The organism is Allorhizocola rhizosphaerae (assembly GCF_003426775.1).
Classification (GTDB): domain Bacteria; phylum Actinomycetota; class Actinomycetes; order Mycobacteriales; family Micromonosporaceae; genus Allorhizocola; species Allorhizocola rhizosphaerae.
The window spans coordinates 1-22,274 of the sequence record NZ_QJUG01000106.1; the positions used below are offsets into that span (position 1 = coordinate 1).

24 protein-coding genes are annotated in these 22,274 nt (G+C 67.8%); 7 read left to right on the plus strand and 17 right to left on the minus strand.

Annotation, left to right across the window (positions count from 1 at the left end):
• From DM816_RS22615 to DM816_RS22625, 3 genes are all read right to left on the minus strand, one after another.
• Nucleotides 1–966, minus strand: a 966-nt coding sequence (locus DM816_RS22615) for a polyprenyl synthetase family protein (RefSeq protein ID WP_162907722.1), incomplete at its 3' end; no start/stop codon positions are given.
• Nucleotides 959–2,329 (minus strand): family 2B encapsulin nanocompartment shell protein, encoded by a 1,371-nt coding sequence (locus DM816_RS22620; protein ID WP_117212372.1) that lies wholly within the window; start codon nucleotides 2,327–2,329, stop codon nucleotides 959–961. The genes DM816_RS22620 and DM816_RS22615, both read right to left, overlap by 8 nt.
• 233 nt (nucleotides 2,330–2,562) lie before the next feature.
• Complete coding sequence (locus DM816_RS22625) at nucleotides 2,563–3,768, minus strand: NAD(P)/FAD-dependent oxidoreductase (RefSeq protein WP_117212345.1); 1,206 nt, start codon at nucleotides 3,766–3,768, stop codon at nucleotides 2,563–2,565.
• Between the two features lie 94 nt (nucleotides 3,769–3,862).
• Here DM816_RS22625 and DM816_RS22630 point away from each other — a divergent pair, with 94 nt between their 5' ends.
• Nucleotides 3,863–4,324 (plus strand): CBS domain-containing protein, encoded by a 462-nt coding sequence (locus tag DM816_RS22630; protein WP_117212346.1) that lies wholly within the window; start codon nucleotides 3,863–3,865, stop codon nucleotides 4,322–4,324.
• A gap of 120 nt (nucleotides 4,325–4,444) precedes the next feature.
• On the opposite strand, the gene DM816_RS22635 is transcribed toward DM816_RS22630, so the two are convergent.
• Entirely contained in the window at nucleotides 4,445–4,741 is a 297-nt protein-coding gene (locus DM816_RS22635) for a GlsB/YeaQ/YmgE family stress response membrane protein (protein WP_117212347.1), read from the minus strand.
• A gap of 29 nt (nucleotides 4,742–4,770) precedes the next feature.
• The gene (locus tag DM816_RS22640) at nucleotides 4,771–5,529 is read right to left on the minus strand and encodes a MerR family transcriptional regulator (RefSeq protein ID WP_117212348.1); all 759 of its coding nucleotides are present in this window, start codon (nucleotides 5,527–5,529) and stop codon (nucleotides 4,771–4,773) included.
• A 158-nt stretch (nucleotides 5,530–5,687) separates the two neighbouring features.
• On the opposite strand from DM816_RS22640, the gene DM816_RS22645 reads away from it, so the two are divergent.
• The 3 genes from DM816_RS22645 to DM816_RS22655 all read left to right on the plus strand — a co-directional run bounded on the left by DM816_RS22645 (nucleotide 5,688) and on the right by DM816_RS22655 (nucleotide 7,778).
• A complete protein-coding gene (locus tag DM816_RS22645; protein ID WP_117212349.1) occupies nucleotides 5,688–6,467 on the plus strand; it encodes a tetratricopeptide repeat protein in 780 nt (259 codons plus the stop codon).
• Complete coding sequence (locus DM816_RS22650) at nucleotides 6,464–7,264, plus strand: methyltransferase domain-containing protein (protein ID WP_162907723.1); 801 nt, start codon at nucleotides 6,464–6,466, stop codon at nucleotides 7,262–7,264. The genes DM816_RS22645 and DM816_RS22650 overlap by 4 nt, the downstream gene beginning before the upstream one ends.
• 172 nt (nucleotides 7,265–7,436) lie before the next feature.
• Complete coding sequence (locus DM816_RS22655) at nucleotides 7,437–7,778, plus strand: RNA polymerase-binding protein RbpA (protein WP_117212350.1); 342 nt, start codon at nucleotides 7,437–7,439, stop codon at nucleotides 7,776–7,778.
• A gap of 113 nt (nucleotides 7,779–7,891) precedes the next feature.
• Here the strand turns inward: DM816_RS22655 and DM816_RS22660 are convergent, their stop codons facing one another.
• The 11 genes from DM816_RS22660 to kdd form a co-directional block, all read right to left on the minus strand.
• The gene (locus tag DM816_RS22660) at nucleotides 7,892–8,374 is read right to left on the minus strand and encodes an FxsA family protein (protein ID WP_117212351.1); all 483 of its coding nucleotides are present in this window, start codon (nucleotides 8,372–8,374) and stop codon (nucleotides 7,892–7,894) included.
• Entirely contained in the window at nucleotides 8,374–9,153 is a 780-nt protein-coding gene (locus tag DM816_RS22665; protein WP_117212352.1) for a polyprenol monophosphomannose synthase, read from the minus strand. The genes DM816_RS22660 and DM816_RS22665 overlap by 1 nt, the downstream gene beginning before the upstream one ends.
• On the minus strand, nucleotides 9,095–10,639 hold the full coding sequence (gene lnt, locus DM816_RS22670; RefSeq protein ID WP_246002138.1) for an apolipoprotein N-acyltransferase: 1,545 nt from the start codon (nucleotides 10,637–10,639) through the stop codon (nucleotides 9,095–9,097). The genes DM816_RS22665 and lnt overlap by 59 nt, the downstream gene beginning before the upstream one ends.
• A 160-nt stretch (nucleotides 10,640–10,799) precedes the next feature.
• Nucleotides 10,800–12,029, minus strand: coding sequence for a glutamate mutase L (locus tag DM816_RS22675; protein ID WP_117212353.1), 1,230 nt, complete (start codon nucleotides 12,027–12,029; stop codon nucleotides 10,800–10,802).
• The gene (kal, locus tag DM816_RS22680; protein WP_117212354.1) at nucleotides 12,026–12,400 is read right to left on the minus strand and encodes a 3-aminobutyryl-CoA ammonia lyase; all 375 of its coding nucleotides are present in this window, start codon (nucleotides 12,398–12,400) and stop codon (nucleotides 12,026–12,028) included. The genes DM816_RS22675 and kal overlap by 4 nt, the downstream gene beginning before the upstream one ends.
• Nucleotides 12,397–13,125 (minus strand): lysine 5,6-aminomutase subunit beta, encoded by a 729-nt coding sequence (gene kamE / locus DM816_RS22685; RefSeq protein WP_117212355.1) that lies wholly within the window; start codon nucleotides 13,123–13,125, stop codon nucleotides 12,397–12,399. The genes kal and kamE overlap by 4 nt, the downstream gene beginning before the upstream one ends.
• Nucleotides 13,122–13,694, minus strand: a complete 573-nt coding sequence (locus tag DM816_RS22690) for an RloB family protein (protein ID WP_117212356.1) — start codon at nucleotides 13,692–13,694, stop codon at nucleotides 13,122–13,124. Before DM816_RS22690 ends, kamE begins: the two co-directional genes overlap by 4 nt.
• Nucleotides 13,681–15,066: an AAA family ATPase gene (locus tag DM816_RS22695; protein WP_211588811.1), complete on the minus strand. Its 1,386-nt coding sequence runs from the start codon at nucleotides 15,064–15,066 to the stop codon at nucleotides 13,681–13,683. Before DM816_RS22695 ends, DM816_RS22690 begins: the two co-directional genes overlap by 14 nt.
• Before the next feature lie 110 nt (nucleotides 15,067–15,176).
• Nucleotides 15,177–16,730 carry a lysine 5,6-aminomutase subunit alpha gene (gene kamD / locus DM816_RS22700; RefSeq protein ID WP_117212358.1) on the minus strand — a complete coding sequence of 518 codons (1,554 nt, stop codon included), beginning with the start codon at nucleotides 16,728–16,730 and terminating at the stop codon, nucleotides 15,177–15,179.
• Nucleotides 16,720–18,255, minus strand: coding sequence for an amidohydrolase (locus DM816_RS22705; RefSeq protein ID WP_117212359.1), 1,536 nt, complete (start codon nucleotides 18,253–18,255; stop codon nucleotides 16,720–16,722). Before DM816_RS22705 ends, kamD begins: the two co-directional genes overlap by 11 nt.
• Entirely contained in the window at nucleotides 18,252–19,259 is a 1,008-nt protein-coding gene (gene kdd, locus DM816_RS22710) for an L-erythro-3,5-diaminohexanoate dehydrogenase (protein ID WP_117212360.1), read from the minus strand. The genes DM816_RS22705 and kdd overlap by 4 nt, the downstream gene beginning before the upstream one ends.
• Nucleotides 19,260–19,342: 83 nt before the next feature.
• Between kdd and DM816_RS22715 the strand changes: the two genes are divergently transcribed.
• Genes DM816_RS22715 through DM816_RS22725 form a run of 3 tightly spaced genes read left to right on the plus strand, consistent with a single transcriptional unit; the run spans nucleotide 19,343 to nucleotide 21,797 of the window.
• Entirely contained in the window at nucleotides 19,343–20,686 is a 1,344-nt protein-coding gene (locus tag DM816_RS22715) for a KamA family radical SAM protein (protein ID WP_117212361.1), read from the plus strand.
• A 5-nt stretch (nucleotides 20,687–20,691) separates the two neighbouring features.
• The gene (locus DM816_RS22720) at nucleotides 20,692–21,108 is read left to right on the plus strand and encodes a DUF1801 domain-containing protein (protein WP_117212362.1); all 417 of its coding nucleotides are present in this window, start codon (nucleotides 20,692–20,694) and stop codon (nucleotides 21,106–21,108) included.
• Nucleotides 21,105–21,797: an ankyrin repeat domain-containing protein gene (locus DM816_RS22725; RefSeq protein WP_117212363.1), complete on the plus strand. Its 693-nt coding sequence runs from the start codon at nucleotides 21,105–21,107 to the stop codon at nucleotides 21,795–21,797. The genes DM816_RS22720 and DM816_RS22725 overlap by 4 nt, the downstream gene beginning before the upstream one ends.
• On the opposite strand, the gene DM816_RS22730 is transcribed toward DM816_RS22725, so the two are convergent.
• Nucleotides 21,794–22,270 (minus strand): anthrone oxygenase family protein, encoded by a 477-nt coding sequence (locus tag DM816_RS22730; RefSeq protein WP_117212364.1) that lies wholly within the window; start codon nucleotides 22,268–22,270, stop codon nucleotides 21,794–21,796. The genes DM816_RS22725 and DM816_RS22730 overlap by 4 nt on opposite strands.
• Nucleotides 22,271–22,274: the final 4 nt, after the last annotated feature.

Consider the following 22,274-nt stretch of genomic DNA (forward strand, 5'->3'; position numbering starts at 1 on the left):
CGCCCGGCCCAGCAGCTCGCCCGCCAGCTGCGCGCAGAACGCCCGCCCGCCGGCCCGCTCGACCGCCCCGGCCAGCGCGGCAAGCTCCTCATCGGACAGTGGACGCCGGTGCCGGTAGGCCTCCGCCAGCCGGGCGCCGCCGGCCGCGCCCGAACCGAGCGCGGCCACGACCGGCAAAGACTTCTTGCGCCGCCGCAGATCCGAATACACGGGCTTGCCCGTGAGCGCCGGATCACCCCAGATGCCGAGCAGATCGTCCGACAGCTGGAAGGCCAGGCCCACATCGGCGCCGAACTCACGCAGCAGTTCGATCCGGCTCGCACTGCCGTTGCCGAACAGCGCGCCCAGGCCCATGCTCGCCTCCAGCAGCGCGGCGGTCTTCTTGCGCGCCATGGCGAGACACTCGTTGAGGTCCACGTCATCGCGCAGCTCGAAGGCGAGGTCCTCCCCTTGCCCCGCGATCAGATCGGCGACGGCGGCGGCCAGCATGCGCGCCGCCTCCGTCGATTGTGGACGGCCGCTCGCGGCGAGCACGTCGAACGCCAGGGCCAGCAGCGCGTCCCCGCACAGGATGGCCGAACCCACCCCGAACACGCTCCACGCCGTGGGGCGGTGGCGGCGCATCGCGTCGCCGTCCATCACGTCGTCGTGCAGCAGCGAGAAGTTGTGCACCAGTTCGACCGCTGTCGCGGCGGGTAGTGCGTCGGCCGCTGTCCCGCCGACCGCCTCGGCGGCCAGCAGGGCGAGCGCGGGCCGCAGCGCCTTGCCCGCGGCGGTCCCGTTCTCGTGCAGGCCCTGCGCGTCCCACCAGCCGAGGTGGTACCCGGCGATGCGCCGCAGCGAGCCGGGCAGGTTGTCCACGGCCTCGCGCAGGGCCGGATCCACGAGCGCGCGGCCGCGGTGCAACGCCCGCTTGGCCGCGCCCTGCCCGGTCGCACCCCCGCACTCGGGCGGGGCTTCAATCATGGAAGTGTCCGATCTCGACGTTTTCGAGCACACCCAGCGCGTCCGGAACCAGCAAGGCCACGGAATAGTAGGCGCTGACCAGATACTTGATGATGGCCTGATCGTCGATGCCCATGAATCTCACCGAGAGGCTGGGCTGGATCTCGTCCGGGATGCCGGTCTGGTGCAGGCCCACGACACCCTGGTTATCCTCGCCGGTGCGCATCGCGAGGATGGACGTGGTGAACGTGTCGCTGACCGGAATCTTGTTGCACGGCAGAATGGGCACGCCGCGCCAGGCCGGCACGCTGTGCCCCTGGTAGTCCACATTGGAGGGATAAACGCCGCGATGCGTGCACTCCCGGCCGAAGGCGGCGATCGCGCGCGGGTGGGCCAGGATGACGTGGGTGTTACGCCGACGGCTGAGCAGCTCGTCCATGTCGTCCGGGGTCGGCGGGCCGGTCCGGGTGTGGATGCGCTGCTTCAGATCGGCGTTGTGCAGCAGGCCGAATTCGCGGTTGTTCACCATCTCGTGTTCCTGGCGCTCCCGCAGCGCCTCGACGGTCAGGCGAAGCTGCTGCTCCGTCTGGTTCATCGGATGGTTGAACAGGTCCGCCACCCGGGAGTGGATGCGCAGCACCGTCTGCGCCACGCTGAGCTCGTACTCCCGCGGCGAGAGCTCGTAGTCCACGAACGTGCCCGGCAGCTCGGGCTCGCCGTGATGGCCCGCCGCCAGCGCGACCTCCTTCTCGCCATATTTGTTGGTCGGCAGCTTCGGGCGGTTGCGCAGCTCCTCGATGTGCGCGCGCAGCGCGTCCGAGCGCTCCACCAGCTGCTCGAACTCCGTGCGCGGCATCGACAACACGGTGCACGCCGTCGCCGCACGATAGCCGCACTCCCACGTCAGATCCGACTCGACGAGCGAGCGGTCGCCGAAGAACTGCCCGTCCGCCAGCACCTCCAGCACGACGGGCGCACCATAGGCGGCCTCCCCGACCCGGTCCACCTTGCCGTGTGCCAGCAGATACACCCGGTCGATCGGCCCGCCGCGCTCCACGATCATGTCGCCGGCCGCGAACTCGTGCTGCGTGAACCGCTGGGCCACCTCCTCCAGCACCTCGACATCGCCGAAACCGCGCAGCTGCGGCAGCTCGCACAGCTCCGGCGCCACCACCCGCACGTGCACACCGACGTTGGTGAAACTGAGCCGCCCGTCCCCGATCGCATAGGTCATCCGCCGGTTGACCCGATAGACACCGCCGTTGACCTGCACCCAGGGAAGCACCCGCAGCAGCCAGCGCGAGGTGATTTCCTGCATCTGCGGTGCGGATTTGGTCGTCGATGCCAGGTTGCGTGCGGCCGCCGTACTCAGGCTCGACAGCATGTGCTCCGGCGCCACGCCCGCAGCACCCTCCCCGATTGTCACTTTTGCCTCCACCACTTTTTCTGAGCATCATGAAGTGATCGCCCAGTTGCTGGGAGGTATATCGAATCTGATCAACGACACGAAACGCCGCGCGGAAACTTTCCACCCGATCGAACGATCGTCACTTGTCTATGACGTAACGAATGCGGTAATGCGTTGAGGGCCGCGACCCCGAGATCGGAAGCTGGGCCTTACGCGATGAGCGAGGTGTCCAGCGCAGCCTCCCCGTCGGCGAGCTTGGCGAGGTCCACAGTGGCCCCATCTGCGTAGCCGGCCTTGATGAGGGCCCGGATGTCGTCCTGGACGTCCCAGACGTTGACGTTCATGCCGGCGAGCACCCGGGAATCCTTGACCCAGAAGGCGATGAACTCGCGCGAGTCCATCGAACCACGGATGACCACGCGGTCGTAGCCGCCCGGCCCGACCCAGCCGGAGTATTCCATGCCCACGTCATATTGATCCGAGTAGAAGTACGGGATCCAGTCGTACGAAACCTGTTGTCCCAGCATGGCTCTTGCCGCCACCATCCCGCCCTGCCGCGCGTTTTCCCAGTGCTCGACGCGCATCCTGGCCCCGATCAGCGGGTTGAACCAATTGGCCGCGTCACCGCACGCGTACACATCCGGCGCAGACGTCTGCAGCGACTCCGACACCACGATCCCGTTGTCCACCTCCAGCCCGGCGTCGGCGGCGAGCTCCGTGCACGGCGACACACCCACACCCGCGAGCACCACGTCGGCCGGCACCGACGTGCCGTCGTCCAATGTGACCGACGCGCCATCCGAAGACGTCACCGTCCGTCCAAAGTGGAACGCCACGCCCTTGTCCGCGTGCACGTCACGATAGAACGCCGCGAGCTCATCCCCCAGCACCCGCCGCAGCGGCAGGGAGTCCGTCTCCACCACCGACACCTCGGCCCCGTGCGTGCGCGCCGCCGCGGTCACCTCAAGCCCGATCCAACCCGCCCCGATCACCGCCACGTCCGTGCCGGCCGTCAGCAGCGATTTGAGTGCCTTGCTGTCGCGGATGTCGCGCAGATAGCGCGCCCCACCCACGTCGACCGGCCGCGGCCTCGCCCCGGTCGCGAGCAACAGCTTGTCGTAGCCGATGCGCTCACCGCTGGACAGCCGCACCCGCTTGTCGCCCACGTCCAGCGCCGTGACCGACGTTGACAGGCGCAGATCGATGGTGTGCTCGCGATACCACTCCATCGGGTGCACGAACGCCTCGTCGAGCTCCTGGTTGCCGAGCAGATATCCCTTGGAAAGGGGTGGCCGCTCGTAGGGCGGATCGGGCTCATCCCCGATCATGATGATTTCTTTCTGGTACCCCTCGGAGCGCAGGGTCTCGGCCGCGTTCGCACCCGCCAGCGAGGCGCCGACTATCACGATAGCCATGAAGCCAATTCAAGCATGCTGATACCTATGCGCGCCGCCACAACACAGCCCCATGATGAGCAGGTAGTCCCTGATCAGAAAGGGTGATCTTGTCATGATCCAGGCCAGGGAAATCATGCACCCGGGTGCCGAATGCGTGCCCGAAACCGAGACTCTCGACCGCGCCTCGCAGATGATGCGCGACAAGCAGGTGGGTTCGCTGCCCATCTGCGGCACCGACAACAAGCTCAAAGGCATCATCACCGACCGCGACATCGTGGTGAAGTGCATCGCGGCGGGCAAGGACCCGTCCCGGATCACCGCGGGCGAGCTGGCTCAGGGCACACCCGTCTGGGTCGAGGCCGACGCGAGCGAGGACGAGGTGCTCCGGGTGATGGAGAAGAACAAGATCAAGCGGTTGCCGGTCATGGAGAACAAGCAACTGATCGGCATGATCAGCGAGGCGGACATCGCGCAGCACCTGTCCGACGACAAGCTGGCGCACTTCGTCCACGCCATCACGAAGGCCCCGCCCACCAAGGTGAAGACGCCCAGCAAGCTCGCCAAGTCGAAGTAGAAGTAGCCGGGGCCGCCGCACACCTGCCGGGCGATGGAACCCGGCAGGTGTGGCATGCGTTGACCAGGTCGCCCACCGGTCGGGGCCGCCCGAGCCTCTGGGTTCGGGCGGCCCCGAGGGTCAGCGGGTGACCGGACGGGCCGGTGGGGTGGTGCCCCGCCTGCCCGAGCTCATGCGCGCGACCAGCCAGACGCCGAGCACGGCGAGCGCGATCTGGATGATGTGCCGCCACCAGTCGATGCCGGCCGTCTCGCCCACCCCGAGCCAGTCGGCCAGCAGGCCGCCCAGCGTGGCGGCGAGGATACCCACGATGACCGTCATGAGCATGGAGATGTTCTGGCGGCCTGGCAGCAGCAACCGGGCAAGGATGCCGATGATGGCGCCGCCGATGATGCCCCACAGGATCGTTCCGAGCATGTCAACCCCCGTTTGACAGGAATGATCTCCTACGCCCTCATAATCGCATTAGCGTGGATCGCGTCGTGCAGATACCGCGCCAACCCGGTCTTGATCGACTCGTAGAACGCCTCAAATCGCTCGTCGGCCAGGTACATGTCGGCCAGCCCGGTGTGGATCTCGTAGGTGCACTCGTAGTACCACTGGCTGATGTGCTGCCGGTGCTCCTCGGCGAGTTGCATGGCGTCGGGCCCGTCGGCCGGAGCACCCGAGTCCATGAGCGCCACGACGCGCTCGCCCCACTGCGTCATCTCGTCCTTGATGCGCTGCCAGTCCTCCTTGGTGTACCGGCCGGCCCGCCGCATCGACTCGCGGTAGGCCTCCGTGTCTCCCCAGCGCTCCTTCGCCTCCTCCGCGTGCTTGTCCGGGTCGAAGTCACCGAAGACCTCGAACCGCTCCTGTGGTGTGAGCTGAATTCCCACCTTCTCCGCCTCCATCGCGAATTCGATTGCATAGACCATCTTCTGTAGCTTGGTGATCCGCTCGCTGAGCAGCTCATGCTGCCGGCGCAGGTGTGCCTGCGCGTCGGCGTGCGGGTCATCGAGGATGGTCGCTATCTCGTCGAGCGAGAAGCCGAGCTCCCGGTAGTACATGATCTGCTGCAGCCGCAGCAAATCGGCGTCGTCATATCTGCGGTACCCCGTGCGGCTGCGGTCGCTGGGCGACAGCAACCCGATCTCGTCGTAGTGGTGCAGCGTGCGCACCGTCACCCCGGCGAACTCGGCGACCTTTCCCACCGTGTAACTCATGGCCTCTCGCCCCCTTTCCGAACTTCCGCGTCAAGGCTCCAACCTCACGTTACGGGAGAGTCAAGCGCGCATTTGCGACTGAATCCGGGGCCCCGCCTTTCGTACGCGTGACCTTCCCGAGGTTCCCGAGCCCGCCCGGATTGGCCTAGCCTGAGCGGGTGCCCTCCACCTCCGACCTCCTCGAAGTCATCTTCATGGGCCCGGGTCTCGTCTGCATCGCCGTGTTCCTGCTGGGCGGCGCCCTGTCGCTGTGGAAACGCTGGCGCGCCCACCGCGGGGGCGAGGTCGACCGGCTGACCAACGAGGCCAGCGCGCTGTTCTCACAGGGGCTGCTGACGGAGGCCCGGGAAAGAGCCGCACTCGCGGTGGGCAAGGCCGACGCGGCCCAGTCGGGCTCGGCGGCGCGGGCCCACTTCGTGCTGGGCCGCGTCCTCGGGCGCGAGGGCGACAACCAGGCCGCCCGCGAGCAGCTGTCCCAGGCCGTGGTGCTGGCCACCGACCCGCACCTGGCCGCGCTGGCCGGGGCCAACCTGAGCCTCGTGCTGCGCCGGCTGGACCAGCGCGCCGAGGCGCTGGAGCGGGCCACCTCCGCGGTGCGCATCCACGAGGGCATCGACGACTATCCAGAACCGTTCATGCGCGCGGGGGCCGGTTGGGCCCGGGTCGCGCTCTCGCTGGCGCAGACCGACAACGGGCAGGACGGGCTGCCGGCCGCCCGTGACGCGGTGCCCGTCTTCGAGGAGGCGGGCATACAGGACGGGGTGGCGCACGCCTACTACGCGATGGCCTACGCGGCGCACGCCCGGGGCGACGACACGGCCTCGACGTTCGCGTGGGAGGCCTACCGCAGGTTCGACAGCCTGCACGCGACGATCCCGAGCCTGTATCGCGACCGCCTGGCCGAGAGCCAGAAGCTGCTCGACGAGGTCATGAAGTGAACGATGTCTGGGCCCGGTGGCTGCTTCATCGACGCCCACCGTCGCCCGAGCTGGAGGTGTTCCGCGACAACGTGCTCGACCGGGCGCGGTTGCGCGAGGGCGATTCCGTGGTCGACGTGGGCTGTGGCGATGGGCTGATCGCGTTCGGTGCGCTGGAGCGGGTCGGCCCCACCGGGCGGGTCGTGTTCACCGACATCTCCGCCGAACTGCTCGACCACTGCCGCGCGCAGGCACCGCAGGGGGTCCGCTGCGAGTTCGTCCAGACCGGACTGCCCGACCTGGCGGCCCTGCCGAGCGGGGCCTTCGACGCCGCGACGCTCCGCTCGGTACTAATATATGTAAATGAAAAAGCCGAATCTTTCCATTCCTTGTACCGGGTGCTGCGCCCGGGCGGCAGGCTGGCGATGTTCGAGCCGATCAACTCGTTCGGCGGCCCCGGTCCCGACAACATCTTCATGGGCTGCGACGTCACCGGGCTGGAGGAGCCGGCCGCCAAGGTGATGGCGCTGTTCACCAGCGTGGCGGGACCCATGCTGGACTTCGACGAGCGCGACCTGCTGCGGCTGGCCCAGGCCGCGGGCTTCACCGACATCACGCTCGACTACCGGGCCGAGGTGGGCGCCGAGCCCAATCACCTCAACTGGGACGTCCCACCCAACCCGCTGGCGCCGTCGCTCGCCGAAGCGTTCGAGCAAGTCCTGACGGCAGCCGAGAGCACGGCTCTCAGAGAACGGCTGCAAGGCCCACGGACCAAACGGTTCGCCACCGCATACCTGAGTGCACGCCGCCCGCATTGAACTTCACAAAAGGGACGATCGGCCGGTTTACCCCTCCCCAAGCGGCGGAACAGCGCTCGGACCAGCTACTCTCGTGAAGGTCAGCGGGAACGTTTCGGTCCTGCACACCGTTACACCACCTGCCGCTAACTTCGCGTCGTTTGACGTGCGACAACTTTCAAGGAGTGCTGATATGGGCGAGCGCATGCTTCGGGGAAGCCGTCTGGGGGCCGTCAGCTACGAGTCCGACCGCAACACCGAGCTTGCCCCGCGCCAGAGCCGGGAATACCTGTGCGCCAACGGCCACCAGTTCGAGGTGCCGTTCGCGGTCGACGCTGAGGTCCCCGCGACATGGGAGTGCAAGTTCGACGGCAGCATCGCCAGGTTGGTCGACGGTAGCGAGCCCGAGCAGAAGAAGGTCAAGCCGCCGCGCACCCACTGGGACATGCTGCTGGAGCGCCGCTCGATCGAGGAGCTGGAAGAAATCCTCAACGAGCGTCTTCAGGAGGTCCGCGCCCGCCGCGGCCGGGCGTAGGCGATCCATTTGCCGCCTGGCCGCGTTGCCCGCCGGGTGGTGTGCAAACTGCGCACACTGCCCCGGCGTGCGCCCTGCCAGGCGGGAAATGGCCCTCGCCTCTGTCAGTGTCGCTAATCCACGATTTCGCCTTCGATGACCTCGTCCGCCGGAGCCTTGGTGGGCGGGGTCTTCTGCACCCGCACCGAGCGCGGCCCGAACAGGTCTCCCGCCACGTTCGACGGGACCCGCCGCTCGGACGCCGCGCGCAGCCGTTTGCGCACCAGCGACCGGATCGGCGGCACAAACAGCAGCAGCCCGGCCAGCGCGGTCAGATAGCCCGGCACGAGCAGCAGCACCCCTGCCGTGAGCCCGACGACGCCATCGAGCACCTTCTCCCCCACCGGCCCTTGGGCTTGACGCGCCTCACGCATCCGGCGCCACGCCCGGATGCCCTCGGAGCGCAGCATGACCGCGCCCATCAGGCTGAGCACCAGCAGCCCGATGATCCCAATCGGCCGGCCCACCAGCCGCACCACACCAAGCAGCACGGCGAACTCCGCCACTCCGAGCAGGATGGCGCCGATCGGGATCCAGCGCAGCCTGACCTTGCGCATCACGGCCAGCGATCGGACGGCCGCAGCGCCTTGCGCAGCGCGGAACGTTTAGCCTGCACACCCCAGACGGTAACGCGCCACATCGCCTCTTTGACGATCGCGCCGCTCATCTTGCTGGCACCGTGCTCCCGTTCGGCAAACGTAATCGGCACCTCGACGATGGTGCAGCCGCTGCGGTGGATCCGCCAGGTGAGCTCGACCTGATAGCTGTAGCCCTGGGACTGGATCGAATCGAGCTCGGCCTTGTCGAGCACGCTGAGCCGGTAGGCCCGGTATCCTCCGGTGGCGTCCTTGACGCCCATGCCGAGCACCACGCGGATATAGAAGTTGCCCCCGCGCGACAGCAGCAGCCGGTGCAGCGGCCAGTCCACCATGATCTTGCCGCCGCGCACGTAGCGCGAGCCGATCACCGCATCGGCGCCCGCCCGCAGCGGGTCGAGCAGCCGGGGCAGCTCCTCGGGGGCGTGCGAGCCGTCGGCGTCCATCTGCACGACGACGTCGTATCGGTGGTCGCGGGCCCAGCCGAACCCGGCGACGTATGCCTTGCCAAGACCCTCCTTGCCGGCGCGATGCATCACGTGCACGTGCGAGTCGGCGGCCGCCATCTCATCGGCGATGCGGCCCGTGCCGTCCGGGCTGTTGTCGTCGGCGATGAGCACATCGACCTCGGGAACCGAGCGGCGCACCCGGTCGACGATCAGCCGCACGTTGTCGGCCTCGTTATAGGTCGGGATGATCACCAACACCCGACCCACGCCGGGATAGCCTTCCTCGCTCAATTCCGTCTCCTAACAACAACGACGCACGCCTGCGCACGGCCGCCAGCACCAAGAACAAGACCGCGCAGAGGGTCAGCGCGACCTCGGGCCATTTGCCGAGTCTGGTAGCCAGGGTAGTCGAATCGCCGGTACGCAGTTCACGCACCATGACGTCAGGGGTGTTGAACTGGGACGCATCGTGCACGTGGCCGTCAGACGTGACGAATGCGGAGATCCCGACCGTCGACGCCATGAGGCTGTCGCGGCCGTGCTCGACCGCCCGCAGCCGCACCATGGCCAATTGCTGCGCCGCCTCGGCCTCGTTGAAGGTCGCATTATTGGTCTGTACCGCGATCAGCTCCGCGCCGTTGGTGACCACATCGCGTACCACCTCGTCATAGGCGACCTCGAAGCAAATCACATCGCCCACCCGGGTCGGCCCCACGGCCAGCACACCCGGCTCCGTGCCGGCCACGAAGTCGGTGCGCAACAGCTTGGCCTGGTTGGTGATGGCGCGCGCGATCGGCATGATGAGCGAGCGCATGGGCATGTATTCGGCGAACGGCACCGGATGGCGTTTGAGATACATCTCCTGGGGCCCGTTGCCAGGCTCCCACACGATCCCGGCGTTGCGCGACTCGTTCTCCCCGGGGCCGCGCAGCACCGCACCGACCAAAATGGGCGCATTGATGGCCTGTGCGGCGGCGTCGATGGCCGCACGTGCGTCGGCGTTGACCAAGGGGTCGATGTCGGACGCGTTTTCCGGCCACACCACCAGATCCGGCTGCTTCACCTCGCCCCGTCGCACCTGTCCCGCCAGGTCCACGGTGTTGCGCACGTGGTTGTCGAGTACGGCTTTGCGCTGCTCGTTGAAGTCGAGCCCCATGCGGGGCACGTTGCCCTGCACGATCGCGACGGTCACGGGAGCCCCGCCGGGAGTCTGCACCGGCACGACCAACCCGACCGCCATCACACCAATCGCCCCCACCAGATAGGGCCAGCGCAGCATGAACAGCAGCCCACCGGCCACCGCCACGAGGAACGTCACCAGCGGGGCCCCGCCGTAGGCCGCGAAGTCAAGCACGGGCGAGCCGCCCTGGCTGAACGCGAGCCGCCCCCACGGGAAACCGCCGAACGGGGCCCGGTCGCGCAGCGCCTCCTCGGCCACCCACAGCAGCGCGACGATCAGCGGCCACCACTTGCGCAGCGATTCGACCAGAGCCCACGACAGCGCCATACCCAGCAGCGCGTAGTACGTGGCCTGAAACAACGCCAGCAGCAGCCACGGGACATATCCGGTGTGCAGGTTGGTCCACGACAGCAGCGGTCCGAAGAAGACGATCCCAGTGATCATGCCGAGGCCGAAGCCCGCGCGCAGCCGCCTTCCCTTGACCGCGAAGGCAAGCAGGGCCACGCCGACCGGGGCAAGCCACCACCACCCGAGCGGCGGGAACGCGAACAGCAGCGCCAAACCCGAAAGCACGGCGAGCCCGGCAGCCACCAACACCCAACTTCTCCTTACATACAACCGGGGCGCGACCCCCCGGCCGCGCCCCTTCCTGTTGTCTCCATGCCAGTGACCTTCGGGCCGACACCGGATGTAATGGCGTCGTTTTCTACTGATCGCTGAAGCACAGAACCTCACGACGGTACGCGTTGGACCTTGCTCAGGTCAAGGCGGAGCCAAGGAGTGAGACGGCGGCGCCCGGGTGATCAGCGGCGAGCAACCCGGCCGCTGCCAGCACATATGACGAGTCTATGCCGACCGCCGGCGATCTCGGCAACGCCCAGCCACCCGCATGATCGGCCAGCGCCGACTGGACGATCTTGCGAGCCGCATCGGCCGGTCGGTGCCGCAACACGCCTCCGGAGCCGATGACAAACGTGACCCCGCTCAGGTCCCGTCCGGCGCGGGCGTGGCGGCGCAGCGCGATGGTCATCGCCAGCTCGGCGAGACGCTCGTCCAATGGGTGCGAGGCGGCAGCCGGGTCAATGTCTACGTCCCCCAGGTCGTCCAGCCGCTCCGCCCGCGCGGCGTCGGCCACGCCCCGCGCCGACCACCGCATCCCGAGATCCCCCTCCACGGTCCGGGACGCCCACAGCGTCCCAGCCACGTCGGCCACCTCGCCGACGGGCTTGATCACGGAGTACACATCCGTCGTCGCCCCGCCCACGTCGACCACGAGCAGGTCGCCCGCCACCCGTTGCGCCAGCAGTTCGACTCCCGTCAGCACCACATCGGGCGTGGCCCCGCGCACCATCGAGGCAAACCTCGGCCCCCGCGACAGATGCTTGCCACCGATGACATGGCTCAGGAAAACCTCACGAATCGCCGCCCGCGCCGGCCCCGGATTCGACACCCCGATCGCAGGCAACACATTGCCGGTCACCGTGACGCGCAGCCCGGCCAGAGCTCTCTCCACATCGGACCGCGCCGACACGTTCCCCGCGACCACAATCGGCGTCTTCCAACGTGCCTTCGCCAACCGGTTCGCGTTATGAGTTATCGTCTCCTCGTCTCCACCGTCCGCACCCCCCACCAGCAACACGACATCCGGTTTCGCGGCGCGCAATCCTTGCAGCGCAACGGCGTCCAGCTTGCCCGCCGCCACGTGCACCACCTTGGCGCCCGCGCTCAACCCGACCCGGTGCCCTGCCTCGGCCGTCACCAGCCGCTCGTAGCCCACCACCGCGAGCCGCAACCCGCCCCCCGCCGACGAGCACACCAGCACCTCATCCGGCTGCACTCCCGTCTTCTTGACAGCGGCATCCAGCCCCACCAGGACATCCGACTCAACCGTCGTCCGATGGTCGGCAGCCCCCAAGAGCTCGCCTTTTCCCGACACCGCAACAGCTTTGGTAAAGGTCGACCCGACATCGACACAGACAAAGTTCATTTCTTTGCCGGTACGACGACAGTCCCCACAGCCGTCACGGCGACAATCGGTGGATCCAGCACCTGCGCCGCACTTTCGGAGATGTCGGGCCGCCCCCGGCACACCACCCGCGCCTCGAACTCGATGGTCCGGCTGCGATTGCCCATCCGCGTCACCGTCGCGGTCACCTCCAGCACGTCCCCGGCCCGCATCGGCGCTCTAAACTGGACGTCCGAATAGGACGCGAACAGCCCTTCATCCCCGTCCAGCCGGATGCAGACCTCGGTGGCCACATCCCCGAACGCGGCCAGCGCATACGCCCCGTCCACCAGATTGCCCGCGTAGTGCGCGTGGCTGTACGGCACATACCTCTTGTGCGTCACCGTAATCATTTCACGATCCGATGCACGAGATAGCTCGCCACTTCCCTCGGCGTCGTCCCACGCCCGAATATCCGGTCCACCCCAAGCTCCTCGGCCATCGTCTCGTCGAAACGCGGCCCGCCCACGATGAGCACCGGCCGCTTGCCCGCCGGAAGCGCCTCCCGGAACGCCGCCGACATCTCACGCGTATTGTGCAGATGCGCGTCCCTCTGCGTGACCACCTGCGACACCAACACCGCGTCGGCCTTCTCCGCCAGCGCCTGCGCCACCAACTCGGGCACGCTCACCTGCGCCCCCAGGTTGCGCACCTTCAGCTCGCGGTAATACTCCAGCCCCTTCTCCCCCGCGATCCCCTTCAGGTTCAGGATCGCGTCGATCCCCACGGTGTGCGCGTCCGTCCCGATACACGCGCCGACCACCGACAGCTTGCGCCGCAACCGCTGCCGCACCATCGCGTTGACCTCCTTGGCGCTCAGCAGCGGGAAGTCACGCTCGATCACCTGCACCTTGTCCAACTCGACCAGGTGCCGCACACTCCCGTACACCACAAAGAACGTGAACCCGTCACCGATCGGCTTCGCGTGCACCAGCATCGCCGGGTCGAGCCCCATCTTCCCGGCCAGCTGCAGCGCGGCCCCCTCGGCCAGCTTGTCGTGCGGGATCGGCAGCGTGAACGACACCTGCACCATCCCGTCCCCCGTCGTATCCCCATATGGCCGCACCACGGTCTTCATTGCACAATCCTCTCCACCAACCGCCACACCCCTGTTGACGGATTGATGTCGTGCTTTTCACCACTCGGTTCGAGCTTCTGAGCCCGTTCGACCGCCGCCTCGACGCCGTGGGCGAAGTCGGTGAATCTCAGACGCGTCTTGTCGTAACGCGGCACCAGTTGTCTCAACCGCTCCGCGATCTTGTCGCAGCTGACCACCGCACGATGTTCATCGTGGTGCAGCACGAGCCACAACTCGAAACACGGATTCGAGACTGCGAGCCGAATCCCGGCCTGCTTTGCTTGTGCAGCCACGCCCTGCAGGTCAAAGTCGTCGACGTCGAACACGCACCAGGTCTCGTCGTAGAAGCCCGGATTGTCTTCAAGCACCCTTGCCGCACGAGCCACAAGCTGCGCCGGCGAAACTCCCCTCGCCTGTACCGCCAGGACCTTCGAGTTCGCCCGGGCAAGTGCGCGCAGCCCATCGAGGTAGGCGGGCTCCGTCTTCAAGCCACCGCAGAACACCAGAATCCTGGTATATGCGGGCCTAACCGACGGCCGCCGTTGCGGCTGGTGATCACGCCGAGGCATCAGTCACCACCGGGTCGAGCAAAGCACGCCGGAATGAGTGCTCAGAGGTGTTCGGTATGGCGCCGTAACTTCCGCCCAGGTAGCGGCGGGCTGTGTTCTCCCCCTGCCGCGGATGGAAGTCGGTCAGCGGATAGAGCCTCGAAGCGCCGTCCGGCCCCTTTTCGATGAACCAGACCTGATCGCGGGCAAGCGTCTCATCGCCAAGGACCGGGCTGAGCAGGCTCGCGTCATGGGTGGTGAATATCAGCTGCGCCGACCCGGTGTTGACCTCGACGTCCTGGAAAAGCCCGATGAGCCTGGCGCTCAGGTGCGGATGCAGACTCGCGTCAATCTCATCGACCAGTAGCACCGACCCGAAGCGCAACGCCTCCGCGGCCTCCACAAGTAGCCTGATCCAGGCGACCGTTCCCTCGGACTGGTCTTCCACAGCCAGCGGCGCGGCCTGCTCACCGTGCAGAAATATCAGTTCTGGCGCGCCCTCCGCGTGTTTGAGCGCATTGCTCAGCAGCGTCTCCGCTTCGGCTGTCGCCATAGCGCCGGAGCGTATCTGCGATTGCAGGCGCTCCAGCGTCTGCTCGATTTTCTGGGCGGATTCCGTGTCGCCCCGATCCTGTGCTTCCCGCAGCTCCCGCTGCCTTCGCCGCATGCTGTTGTGTAGCCTTGCCCACTCGGCGATGGCGTCATCGGTTGCCTTCTGCGCCCTGTCCAACTCTTCCAACAGAGCACGGCTTGACGCTGCCGAGCGGAGCTGTATATCGGTGATTCCCAGGTCCGCAGCCTTCACCAGATTGATGAGCGCCGGCTGTGATCGCAACGCAGCCTGCAGCCGCCGGGTGTCGAGCGGCGAGGAGCGCGGCTCGCGCGAAGAAATCCGTATCGAGGCCCGGAACCAGTCGTAAACCGGGGCAACCACTTCCTGGTTGGCCTGTGCGGCGGAGCTGAGCACCAGCGCGTTGTCGCGGGTGAGCCCGCTCAGCAGCTCGGCAACGCCGCGATAGTCGGGAACCGTTGAGCCGAAGGAGATATCGTCGCCGTTCCGCTCGAAGATCACCCGTTTGCGGCGGTGTGGATAACTGTAGAGCCACTCTTCGACCACACGCTCGCTGTCGACCGTGAAGCCGTAGGCGTGCTGGACTCCGCCGAGCAGAAGATCAACCGCATAGAAGGAGGGCTCGACCTCGGTCTTCGCATCCAGTCTGAACCGCGTCCGCGGCACGCCGGAGCCGGCCTCCCACTGCCGGAAGGAGCTCCGGACCGCTGTTTGCATCCACGTCAACGCGTCGAGAAGGTTGGACTTGCCGGAGGCGTTCGCCCCGAACACGGCCGCGACCGGTGTCACGGGCTTCGCCTTGTCATAGGCGGGCAGCAACACGAGCTCCTGCTCATCTCGGATCGACCGATGATTGGCGACCCGGAAGCTGCGCAACATGATCTTGCCTTTCGCTGATTTTCAAGCCGTTCTCTGCAAGTAAACCGCAGAAATCAGGGTTTGTCTTCCAGGATCTCAGTCGCGGGGTTGTAGTAGCCGTCTTCGTGCTTGGCGACGCCGTCGAGGCCCTTGCCGCGGTCGGCGGGGCGGCGCATGATGCCGAACGTGCCGTCGGCGATGGCCTCCAGCAGGGTGTCGTCGACGATGCGGCCGAGCAGGTCGATGGCCTCGGCGAGGACCTGCCGGGCGCGGCGCTGGATGAAGCCGCCCGGTGCCGGGACGAAGTCTTCGTGCAGGTTGCCGCAGGCGTTGAGCACATAGCGCACGTTTTGCAGGGCGATGTCCCGGTCGGACAGCCACGGGGTCACGACGGCCTCGGTCATCATGCCGACGAGCAGGATGCCCTGGCCCGTCATGGTGCCCGCGAGGTTGAAGAAGCCGTCGAGCAGGTTGCCCCGGAACACGTCGCCGGTCATGTGCTTGGTGGGCGGCATCCACTTCAGCGGCGCCTCCGGGAACAGCTCCCGCGCGAGTAAGGCGTGGGCCAGTTCGAGGCGGAACGACTCGGGCAGGTCGGGGTTGATCTCGAAGGCGTGGCCCAGCCCGAGCTGCCAGTCTTCCAGCCCCGCCTCGTGCGCGAAGAACTCGTTGAGCAACTGCGAGACCGTGACCGTGTGGGCGGCCTCGACGGCGTCGGCTGTGGTCAGGTAGTTGTCCTCGCCCGTGTTGATGATGATGCCGGCCCGCGCGTGGATCTGGCGCGAGAACCGCTGGTCCACGAACGTGCGGATGGGGTTGATGTCGCGGAACAGGATGCCGTACATCGAGTCGTTGAGCATCATGTCGAGCCGTTCGAGCCCGGCCAGGGTGGCGATCTCGGGCATGCACAGCCCGGATGCGTAATTGGTGAGCCGCACGTACCGCCCCAACTCCCGCGAGGACTCGTCGAGCGCGGCACGCATCAGGCGGAAGTTCTCCTGCGTGGCGTAGGTCCCGGCGAACCCTTCCCGCGTGGCCCCCTCCGGCACGTAGTCCAAAAGCGACTGTCCCGTCGACCGGATGACCGCGATGACATCCGCCCCGGCCCGCGCCGCCGCCTGCGCCTGCGGGATGTCCTCGTGGATGTCGCCCGTTGCCACGATCAGGTAGATCCACGGCCGCTGCCGCGGGTCTCCAAGGCGGCGGATGAGCCTGTCTCGCGTGGCCCGGTTGCGGTCGATCGTCTTCATGCCGGCCGCGACCGCCCGCCGCGAGGCCGACTTTGCCCGCCGCAGGTCCGCGCCTGCCGGGAGGGAGAATCGAATCGAGCCCGCCGCCGCCTTCTGCGCCAGCAGCGTCAGATCGTCCAATCCGGACGAGGCCAGCGCGTGGAAGACCGGCAGCGCGACCCCGCAACCCAACCCGACATCCGCGCGCACGGCGTCCACCAACCGGTTCACAAACGGGATGCCGTCCGGATCCGCGCCGGTCACCCCGGCCAGCCGCAGCACGGCCCGCTCCACGCTCACCGTGGTGTGCGAGCGGGCCAGGTCGACGACCGGCTGCCCGGCCCGCCGCGCAAGCGCTCGGGCCTGGGCGACCAGGCGTGGGTCCAGATCAAGCTTCATAGATGGTCTCTCCACGCAGTACGGTCCGCACGCACACCGGCAGTGCATCGTGCTGTTCCAGCGAGGGCAGGCTGCCGACCCGACCCGCCGGGGTGTGCCACACCGCGAACGTCGCGGGCGCAAGCGGTACCAAAACTCCTTCATTGTCTTGATGAACTGCCCGCCATCCGCCCTTCGTGTGCGCGGCGAAGGCGGCCGCGGCGGTCATCCGTTGCGCGGGGTTGAAATGCCACATCGCCGCGCGCACGCTGCCCCACGGATCCAGCGGGGTCACCGGCGAATCGGATCCGAACGCCAGCGCCACACCCGTGTTGTGCATCTGCCCCATCGGGTTGCTGGCCAGGCTGCGCTGCACGCCCAGCCGCTGCGCGTACATCTGGTGCTCTCCGCCCCACAGCCGGTCGAACGCGGGCTGCATGCTGGCGAAGACGCCATATTCCACGAACGCCGCGATCAGCGCCTTGTCCATGATCTCCGCGTGTTCGACCCGGTGCCGCGCCTCCCGGATCGCTTCCACGCCAAGCTTTTTCGCCGCGTTTTTAAAGCCTTCCATGACGGTACCGATCGCGGCATCGCCGATCGCGTGGAACCCGCCCTGCATGCCGTGCCGGTGGCAGTCCAGCAAATGGTCGCGCACCTGGTCGGCGGTGACATATCCGTGCCCGCACCCCGAGACGTCCACATAGGACTCCCGCACGGCGGCGGTGCGCGAACCCAAAGCCCCATCGGCATACAGGTCGCCACCGGCCCCCACCGCGCCCAGCGCCCGCGCCTTTTCGGCGGCCATGAGCTCACCCCAGTACCCGTACACCTCCGGCAGCCCGCGCCCGGACAGCGCCAGCAGCGCCGTGAAATCGTGCTCCGACGATGTGCCCGGCCCACCGCACTCGTGAACCGCGGCGATCCCCAGCGAAGCGGCCGCCTTCAGGAACGCCAGTTGCGCCTGCGCCCGCTGCGCGCTCGTGATCCGCCCGAACGCGGCCTCGCGCACGACATGGTGCGCCTCCCGCTTGACCCAGCCCGACTCGTCGTAACCGGGTGTGCCCGCCGCGAGCGCCAACAGGTCCGTAGAGACGAGCGCCGAATGGATCGATGCTTGCGACAGGTAGACGCTGCGCCCCAACGCAGCACGGTCCAGCTCGGCGCTCAACGGCGGCGCCTGTTCATTACCCCATGTCGATTCATCGAAACCGTGGCCCAGCAGCACACCGTCGCCGTCACCTTTTCGGGCGAACTCGGCGACCGCGTCCAGCAACGCCTGCCGCGACCGCACGCCCGACAGGTCCAGGCCGAGCCGGGCCAGGCCCGAATCGGTCGCGTGCACATGCGCGTCCACGAACGCCGGCGTGATGAGGGCATCCGGCCCGAGGTCGATCCGGACGTCGGCGTCGATCACGTCGGCGGCCTGGGCCGCGACGCCGAGCCCTTCGATCACACCATCGCGCACCAGCATGGCGTCGGCGAACGGCACGGCCGGGGTGCGGATCTCGCCGCAGGTGTACAGCACAGAACGGGGATCAGTCATGCTCGTATTCTGGCCTCAAACAGCGCCCGCACCGCCGCATCGCCCCGCACAAGATCGAGCGCGTAGGCCGCGTGGCCGGGCACATACCCATTGCCGATCAGCATGGTCACATCGGCCGCGAGCCCTTCGGCACCCAGCGCGGCGGCCGGGAAGCTCGTCGCCATGCTGAAGAACACGACCGTGCCGCCCTGCGCCGTCGCGAGAATCGCACCGTGCTCACAGCCGGGCACATCGACGCACACCACGGTCACGTCCACCGGCTCACCGACCGCCCGTGCCACCGCGATCGGATCGCGCGCGTCCGCGATCACCACATCGTCGGCCAGCCCTTCGATCTGGCCCGCCTCGACCCCGTCCCGCACGAGCCCGACAATGCGCCCGGCTCCGTGAGCACGGGCCGCGGCCAGTGCCAGCGAGCCGCTCTTGCCGGCCGCGCCGATCACGGCCACCGACGCGCCCGGCTTGACGACCCGCGCCGTCAGCGCGGGCGCACCGCACACGTCGAGCACCGCGAGCGCCAGATCGGCCGGTAAGTCGGGGGGCAGCACGGCCGCGATCGAGCGTCCGAACAGTATGGCGTGGCCCTCGCACGGCACCTGCTCGGACCGGCCGTCCCAGGCCTTGAGCCCGGCCGTGATCGCCAGCGGGGTGAGCGTCAGCGACACGAGCGTCGCGACCTTGTCCCCGACCTTGAGCCCCAGCGGCGACGCCGGGCCCACCTCCTCGACGACACCGATGAGCATGCCGCCCGAGCCCGTGACCGGGTTGTGCATCTTGCCGCGCGCGGCGACGATCCCGAGCACCTCGGCGCGCACGGCGTCGCCGTCACCCGCGTGCTTGGTGAACAGCTGGCGGAACGAGGCCGCGTCGAGGTTGAGCCGCTCGACGGCCACACGCACCTCGTCGTCCCCGATCGCCGGGCTGCTGTCCAGGCGGTCGGCCGCCTGGGGCAGCACGCCCACCGGGGAGATCACCCGGTGCAATCCGATCGGTGACGTTGCCATTTTGCTGTGCCTCCGCGAGTACTCGAAAAATCCTCCGGTAGATTAGATGCTATACCGAAGAAATTCCAGTATGGTCTTGGGGCATGCAGATGATCGGCCAACCGTACGAGTACCGCCGCACCGAGCTGGTGGAGCCGGACTGGACCCGCTTCCCCGGCTGGCGCGACGTCACCCAGGCGCAGTGGGAGTCGGCGCAGTGGCAGCGGGTCAACTGCGTCAAAAACATCCGGCAGCTGCGCAACGTGCTCGGCGATCGCGTGGCCGAGTCGTTCTACGCCGATCTGGAAGCCGACCAGCGCGAGCTCGCGACCATGTCCATGCTCGTGCCGCCCCAAATGATCAACACGATGGCGCGTGAGGCCGTGACCACGGACGCCTTCTACGCCGACCCGGTCCGGCGCTATATGATCCCCGTCGCCTCCGACCGCCTCGCCGAGTGGGCGTCGCACCCCCATGCCACGCGCGACTCGCTGCATGAGCACGACATGTGGGTTGCCGAGGGCCTGACCCACCGCTACCCCACGAAGGTTCTCGCCGAGCTGCTGTCCACGTGCCCGCAATACTGCGGCCACTGCACGCGCATGGACCTGGTCGGCAACTCCACGCCCACCATCGACAAGCTCAAGCTGGAACTCAAGCCGGTCGATCGCTACGACGCGCACATCGCCTACCTCAAGGCGCACCCCGGCGTGCGTGATGTCGTGGTCTCCGGCGGCGATGTGGCCAACGTGCCGTGGCGGGGCCTGGAGTCATACCTGATGCGTCTGCTCGACATCGAGACCATCCGCGACATCCGCCTGGCCACCAAGGCGCTCATGGGCCTGCCCCAGCACTGGCTGCAGCACGATGTGGTCGAGGGCCTGGAGCGGGTGGCCCGCACCGCCCGCCGCCGCGGGGTCAACCTCGCCATCCACACCCATGTCAACCATGTGGCGTCGCTGACGCCCCTGGTCGCCCGAGCCGCCAAAACAGCGCTCGAAGTGGGCGTACGCGACGTGCGCAACCAGGGCGTGCTGATGCGCGGTGTCAATGCCACCCAGGAGCAACTGCTTGATCTGTGCTTCGCGTTGCAGGGCGAGGCCAACATCCTGCCGTACTACTTCTACATGTGCGACATGATCCCCAATTCGGAGCACTGGCGGCTGGCCGTCTGGCAGGCTCAGGAGTTGCAGCACGACATCATGGGCTACCTGCCGGGCTACGCCACCCCGCGGATCGTGTGCGACGTGCCGTTCGTGGGCAAGCGCTGGGTCCACATGGTCACCGAGTACGACCGCGAGCACGGCATCTCGTACTGGACCAAGAACTATCGCACGTCCATTGAGGACAGTGCCGAAGACGTGCTGTCCAAGCGGTACGCCTACTACGATCCGATCGACACCCTTCCGGAGTCGGGGCGCAAATTCTGGCGCAAGCAACTAACCTGACCGTCATGGCGGAGCTCAAGACGAAGAGGAACGCGGCAAGCGTGGACGAGTTCCTCGCCACGGTGGCCGACGAGCGCCGGCGGGCCGACGCCCAGGCCGTGTGCGCGCTGATGACCGAGGTGACCGGCGAGCGGCCCACCATGTGGGGCGGCAGCATCGTGGGATTCGGGACCTACCACTACAAATACGCCTCCGGCCAGGAGGGTGATTGGCCCGCGGTCGCCTTCTCGCCGCGCAAGCAGGCGCTCACGATATACCTCTCGGATGGCTTCGACGGGCGCGACGACCTGCTCGCCCGGCTGGGCAAGCACAGCACCGGCAAGTCGTGCCTCTACCTGAAGCGTTTGTCCGATGTGGACACCGGTGTGCTGCGCAAGTTGGTGCGCGAGGGTTTCCAGCAGCTCAATGGCAAGTCGATATGACGGCGCTCGCGCACGACGACCCGCTCGCGGTCGCCGTCACCACAGAAATCCACACCGGCGATGTCGACGGCCTGCAGGATCTGCTCGCCGTGCACGGCGGGCTCGCGACCGCCAGAATCGTGGACCCGCAAGGAAACGGGCGGTCACTGTTGCACGTGCTGACCGACTTCCCCGGCAACTTCCCCAACGGGCCGGCCACGGCGGCAGCGCTGATCCGGGCCGGAGCCGACATCAACGCCCGCTTCGAAGGCGGGCCGCATCGGGAGACGCCGCTGCACTGGGCGGCCAGCTGCGACGACGTGGCGATGATCTATGCCCTGCTTGACGCCGGGGCCGACATCGAGGCCGACGGATCGGTCGTCGACGGCGGGCAAGGCACGCCACTGGCCAACGCCGTCGCGTTCGGACAGTGGAAGGCCGCGCGGGCATTGGTCGAGCGCGGCGCCCGGCCCAACCTGTGGCAGGCGTCCGGGCTGGGCCTGATGGACCGGGTGCGCGAGCTCGCGCCGGGCGGCGACCTCGACGGCGCGTTGTGGTGCGCCGCGCACGGCGGGCAGCACGAGGCGGCCGAATTCCTGCTCGGACAGGGCGCCGACCCGCACCGGGTGGGCTATGACGACCTCACCCCCGCCCAGGCCGCGGCCCGCGGGGGCTTCCACGCCCTGGCCGACTGGCTGCGCGCCCGCTAAGCCACCACCCTGCCCCATTCGACCAGGGCCCAGGCGAGGCAACCCAGTGCCAGTGTGGTGAGGACGGTGCGCACATGGTTGAAGCGCACCCATTTGGCCTCGAACGCCTGGCGCGTCGCGGCGTGCTCGGTGTCGGCGGGAGCGGCGTCGAGTGCGTTGTTCAGCGGCACGTTGACCCCGAACGTGACGGCCAGCTGGGCCACATAGAGCGCGAGGGCCGCGAGCACCCACACAAACGGGGGTTCGCCGACCGTCAGCACGGCCCCGAGCGCGGTGAACACAACTGCACCGGCGAACCCGAGCGCGAACCAGCCGTTGAGGATGGCCACGTTGATGCGCTTCATGGCCTCGACGAAGGTGCGGTCGCCCGACCTGGCCAGGCCCGGCATGACCGACATCCAATAGGCGTAGAACAACCCGGCGACCCAGCCCATCGTGACGGTGGCCGCGATCAGCACGGCAGTCGTCCACATCGGA

Coding starts and splice junctions, on each gene's coding strand:
- DM816_RS22725 (WP_117212363.1), top strand. CDS start 21,105: ATGACGGCGCTCGCGCACGACGACCCGCTCGCGGTCGCCGTCACCACA.
- DM816_RS22660 (WP_117212351.1), bottom strand. CDS start 8,374: ATGCGCAAGGTCAGGCTGCGCTGGATCCCGATCGGCGCCATCCTGCTC.
- DM816_RS22635 (WP_117212347.1), bottom strand. CDS start 4,741: ATGCTCGGAACGATCCTGTGGGGCATCATCGGCGGCGCCATCATCGGC.
- DM816_RS22640 (WP_117212348.1), bottom strand. CDS start 5,529: ATGAGTTACACGGTGGGAAAGGTCGCCGAGTTCGCCGGGGTGACGGTG.
- DM816_RS22730 (WP_117212364.1), bottom strand. CDS start 22,270: ATGTGGACGACTGCCGTGCTGATCGCGGCCACCGTCACGATGGGCTGG.
- DM816_RS22720 (WP_117212362.1), top strand. CDS start 20,692: ATGGCGGAGCTCAAGACGAAGAGGAACGCGGCAAGCGTGGACGAGTTC.
- DM816_RS22630 (WP_117212346.1), top strand. CDS start 3,863: ATGATCCAGGCCAGGGAAATCATGCACCCGGGTGCCGAATGCGTGCCC.
- DM816_RS22705 (WP_117212359.1), bottom strand. CDS start 18,255: ATGACTGATCCCCGTTCTGTGCTGTACACCTGCGGCGAGATCCGCACC.
- kdd (WP_117212360.1), bottom strand. CDS start 19,259: ATGGCAACGTCACCGATCGGATTGCACCGGGTGATCTCCCCGGTGGGC.
- DM816_RS22715 (WP_117212361.1), top strand. CDS start 19,343: ATGCAGATGATCGGCCAACCGTACGAGTACCGCCGCACCGAGCTGGTG.
- kamD (WP_117212358.1), bottom strand. CDS start 16,730: ATGAAGCTTGATCTGGACCCACGCCTGGTCGCCCAGGCCCGAGCGCTT.
- kal (WP_117212354.1), bottom strand. CDS start 12,400: ATGATTACGGTGACGCACAAGAGGTATGTGCCGTACAGCCACGCGCAC.
- DM816_RS22690 (WP_117212356.1), bottom strand. CDS start 13,694: ATGCCTCGGCGTGATCACCAGCCGCAACGGCGGCCGTCGGTTAGGCCC.
- DM816_RS22625 (WP_117212345.1), bottom strand. CDS start 3,768: ATGGCTATCGTGATAGTCGGCGCCTCGCTGGCGGGTGCGAACGCGGCC.
- DM816_RS22675 (WP_117212353.1), bottom strand. CDS start 12,029: ATGAACTTTGTCTGTGTCGATGTCGGGTCGACCTTTACCAAAGCTGTT.
- DM816_RS22620 (WP_117212372.1), bottom strand. CDS start 2,329: ATGCTGTCGAGCCTGAGTACGGCGGCCGCACGCAACCTGGCATCGACG.
- DM816_RS22655 (WP_117212350.1), top strand. CDS start 7,437: ATGGGCGAGCGCATGCTTCGGGGAAGCCGTCTGGGGGCCGTCAGCTAC.
- kamE (WP_117212355.1), bottom strand. CDS start 13,125: ATGAAGACCGTGGTGCGGCCATATGGGGATACGACGGGGGACGGGATG.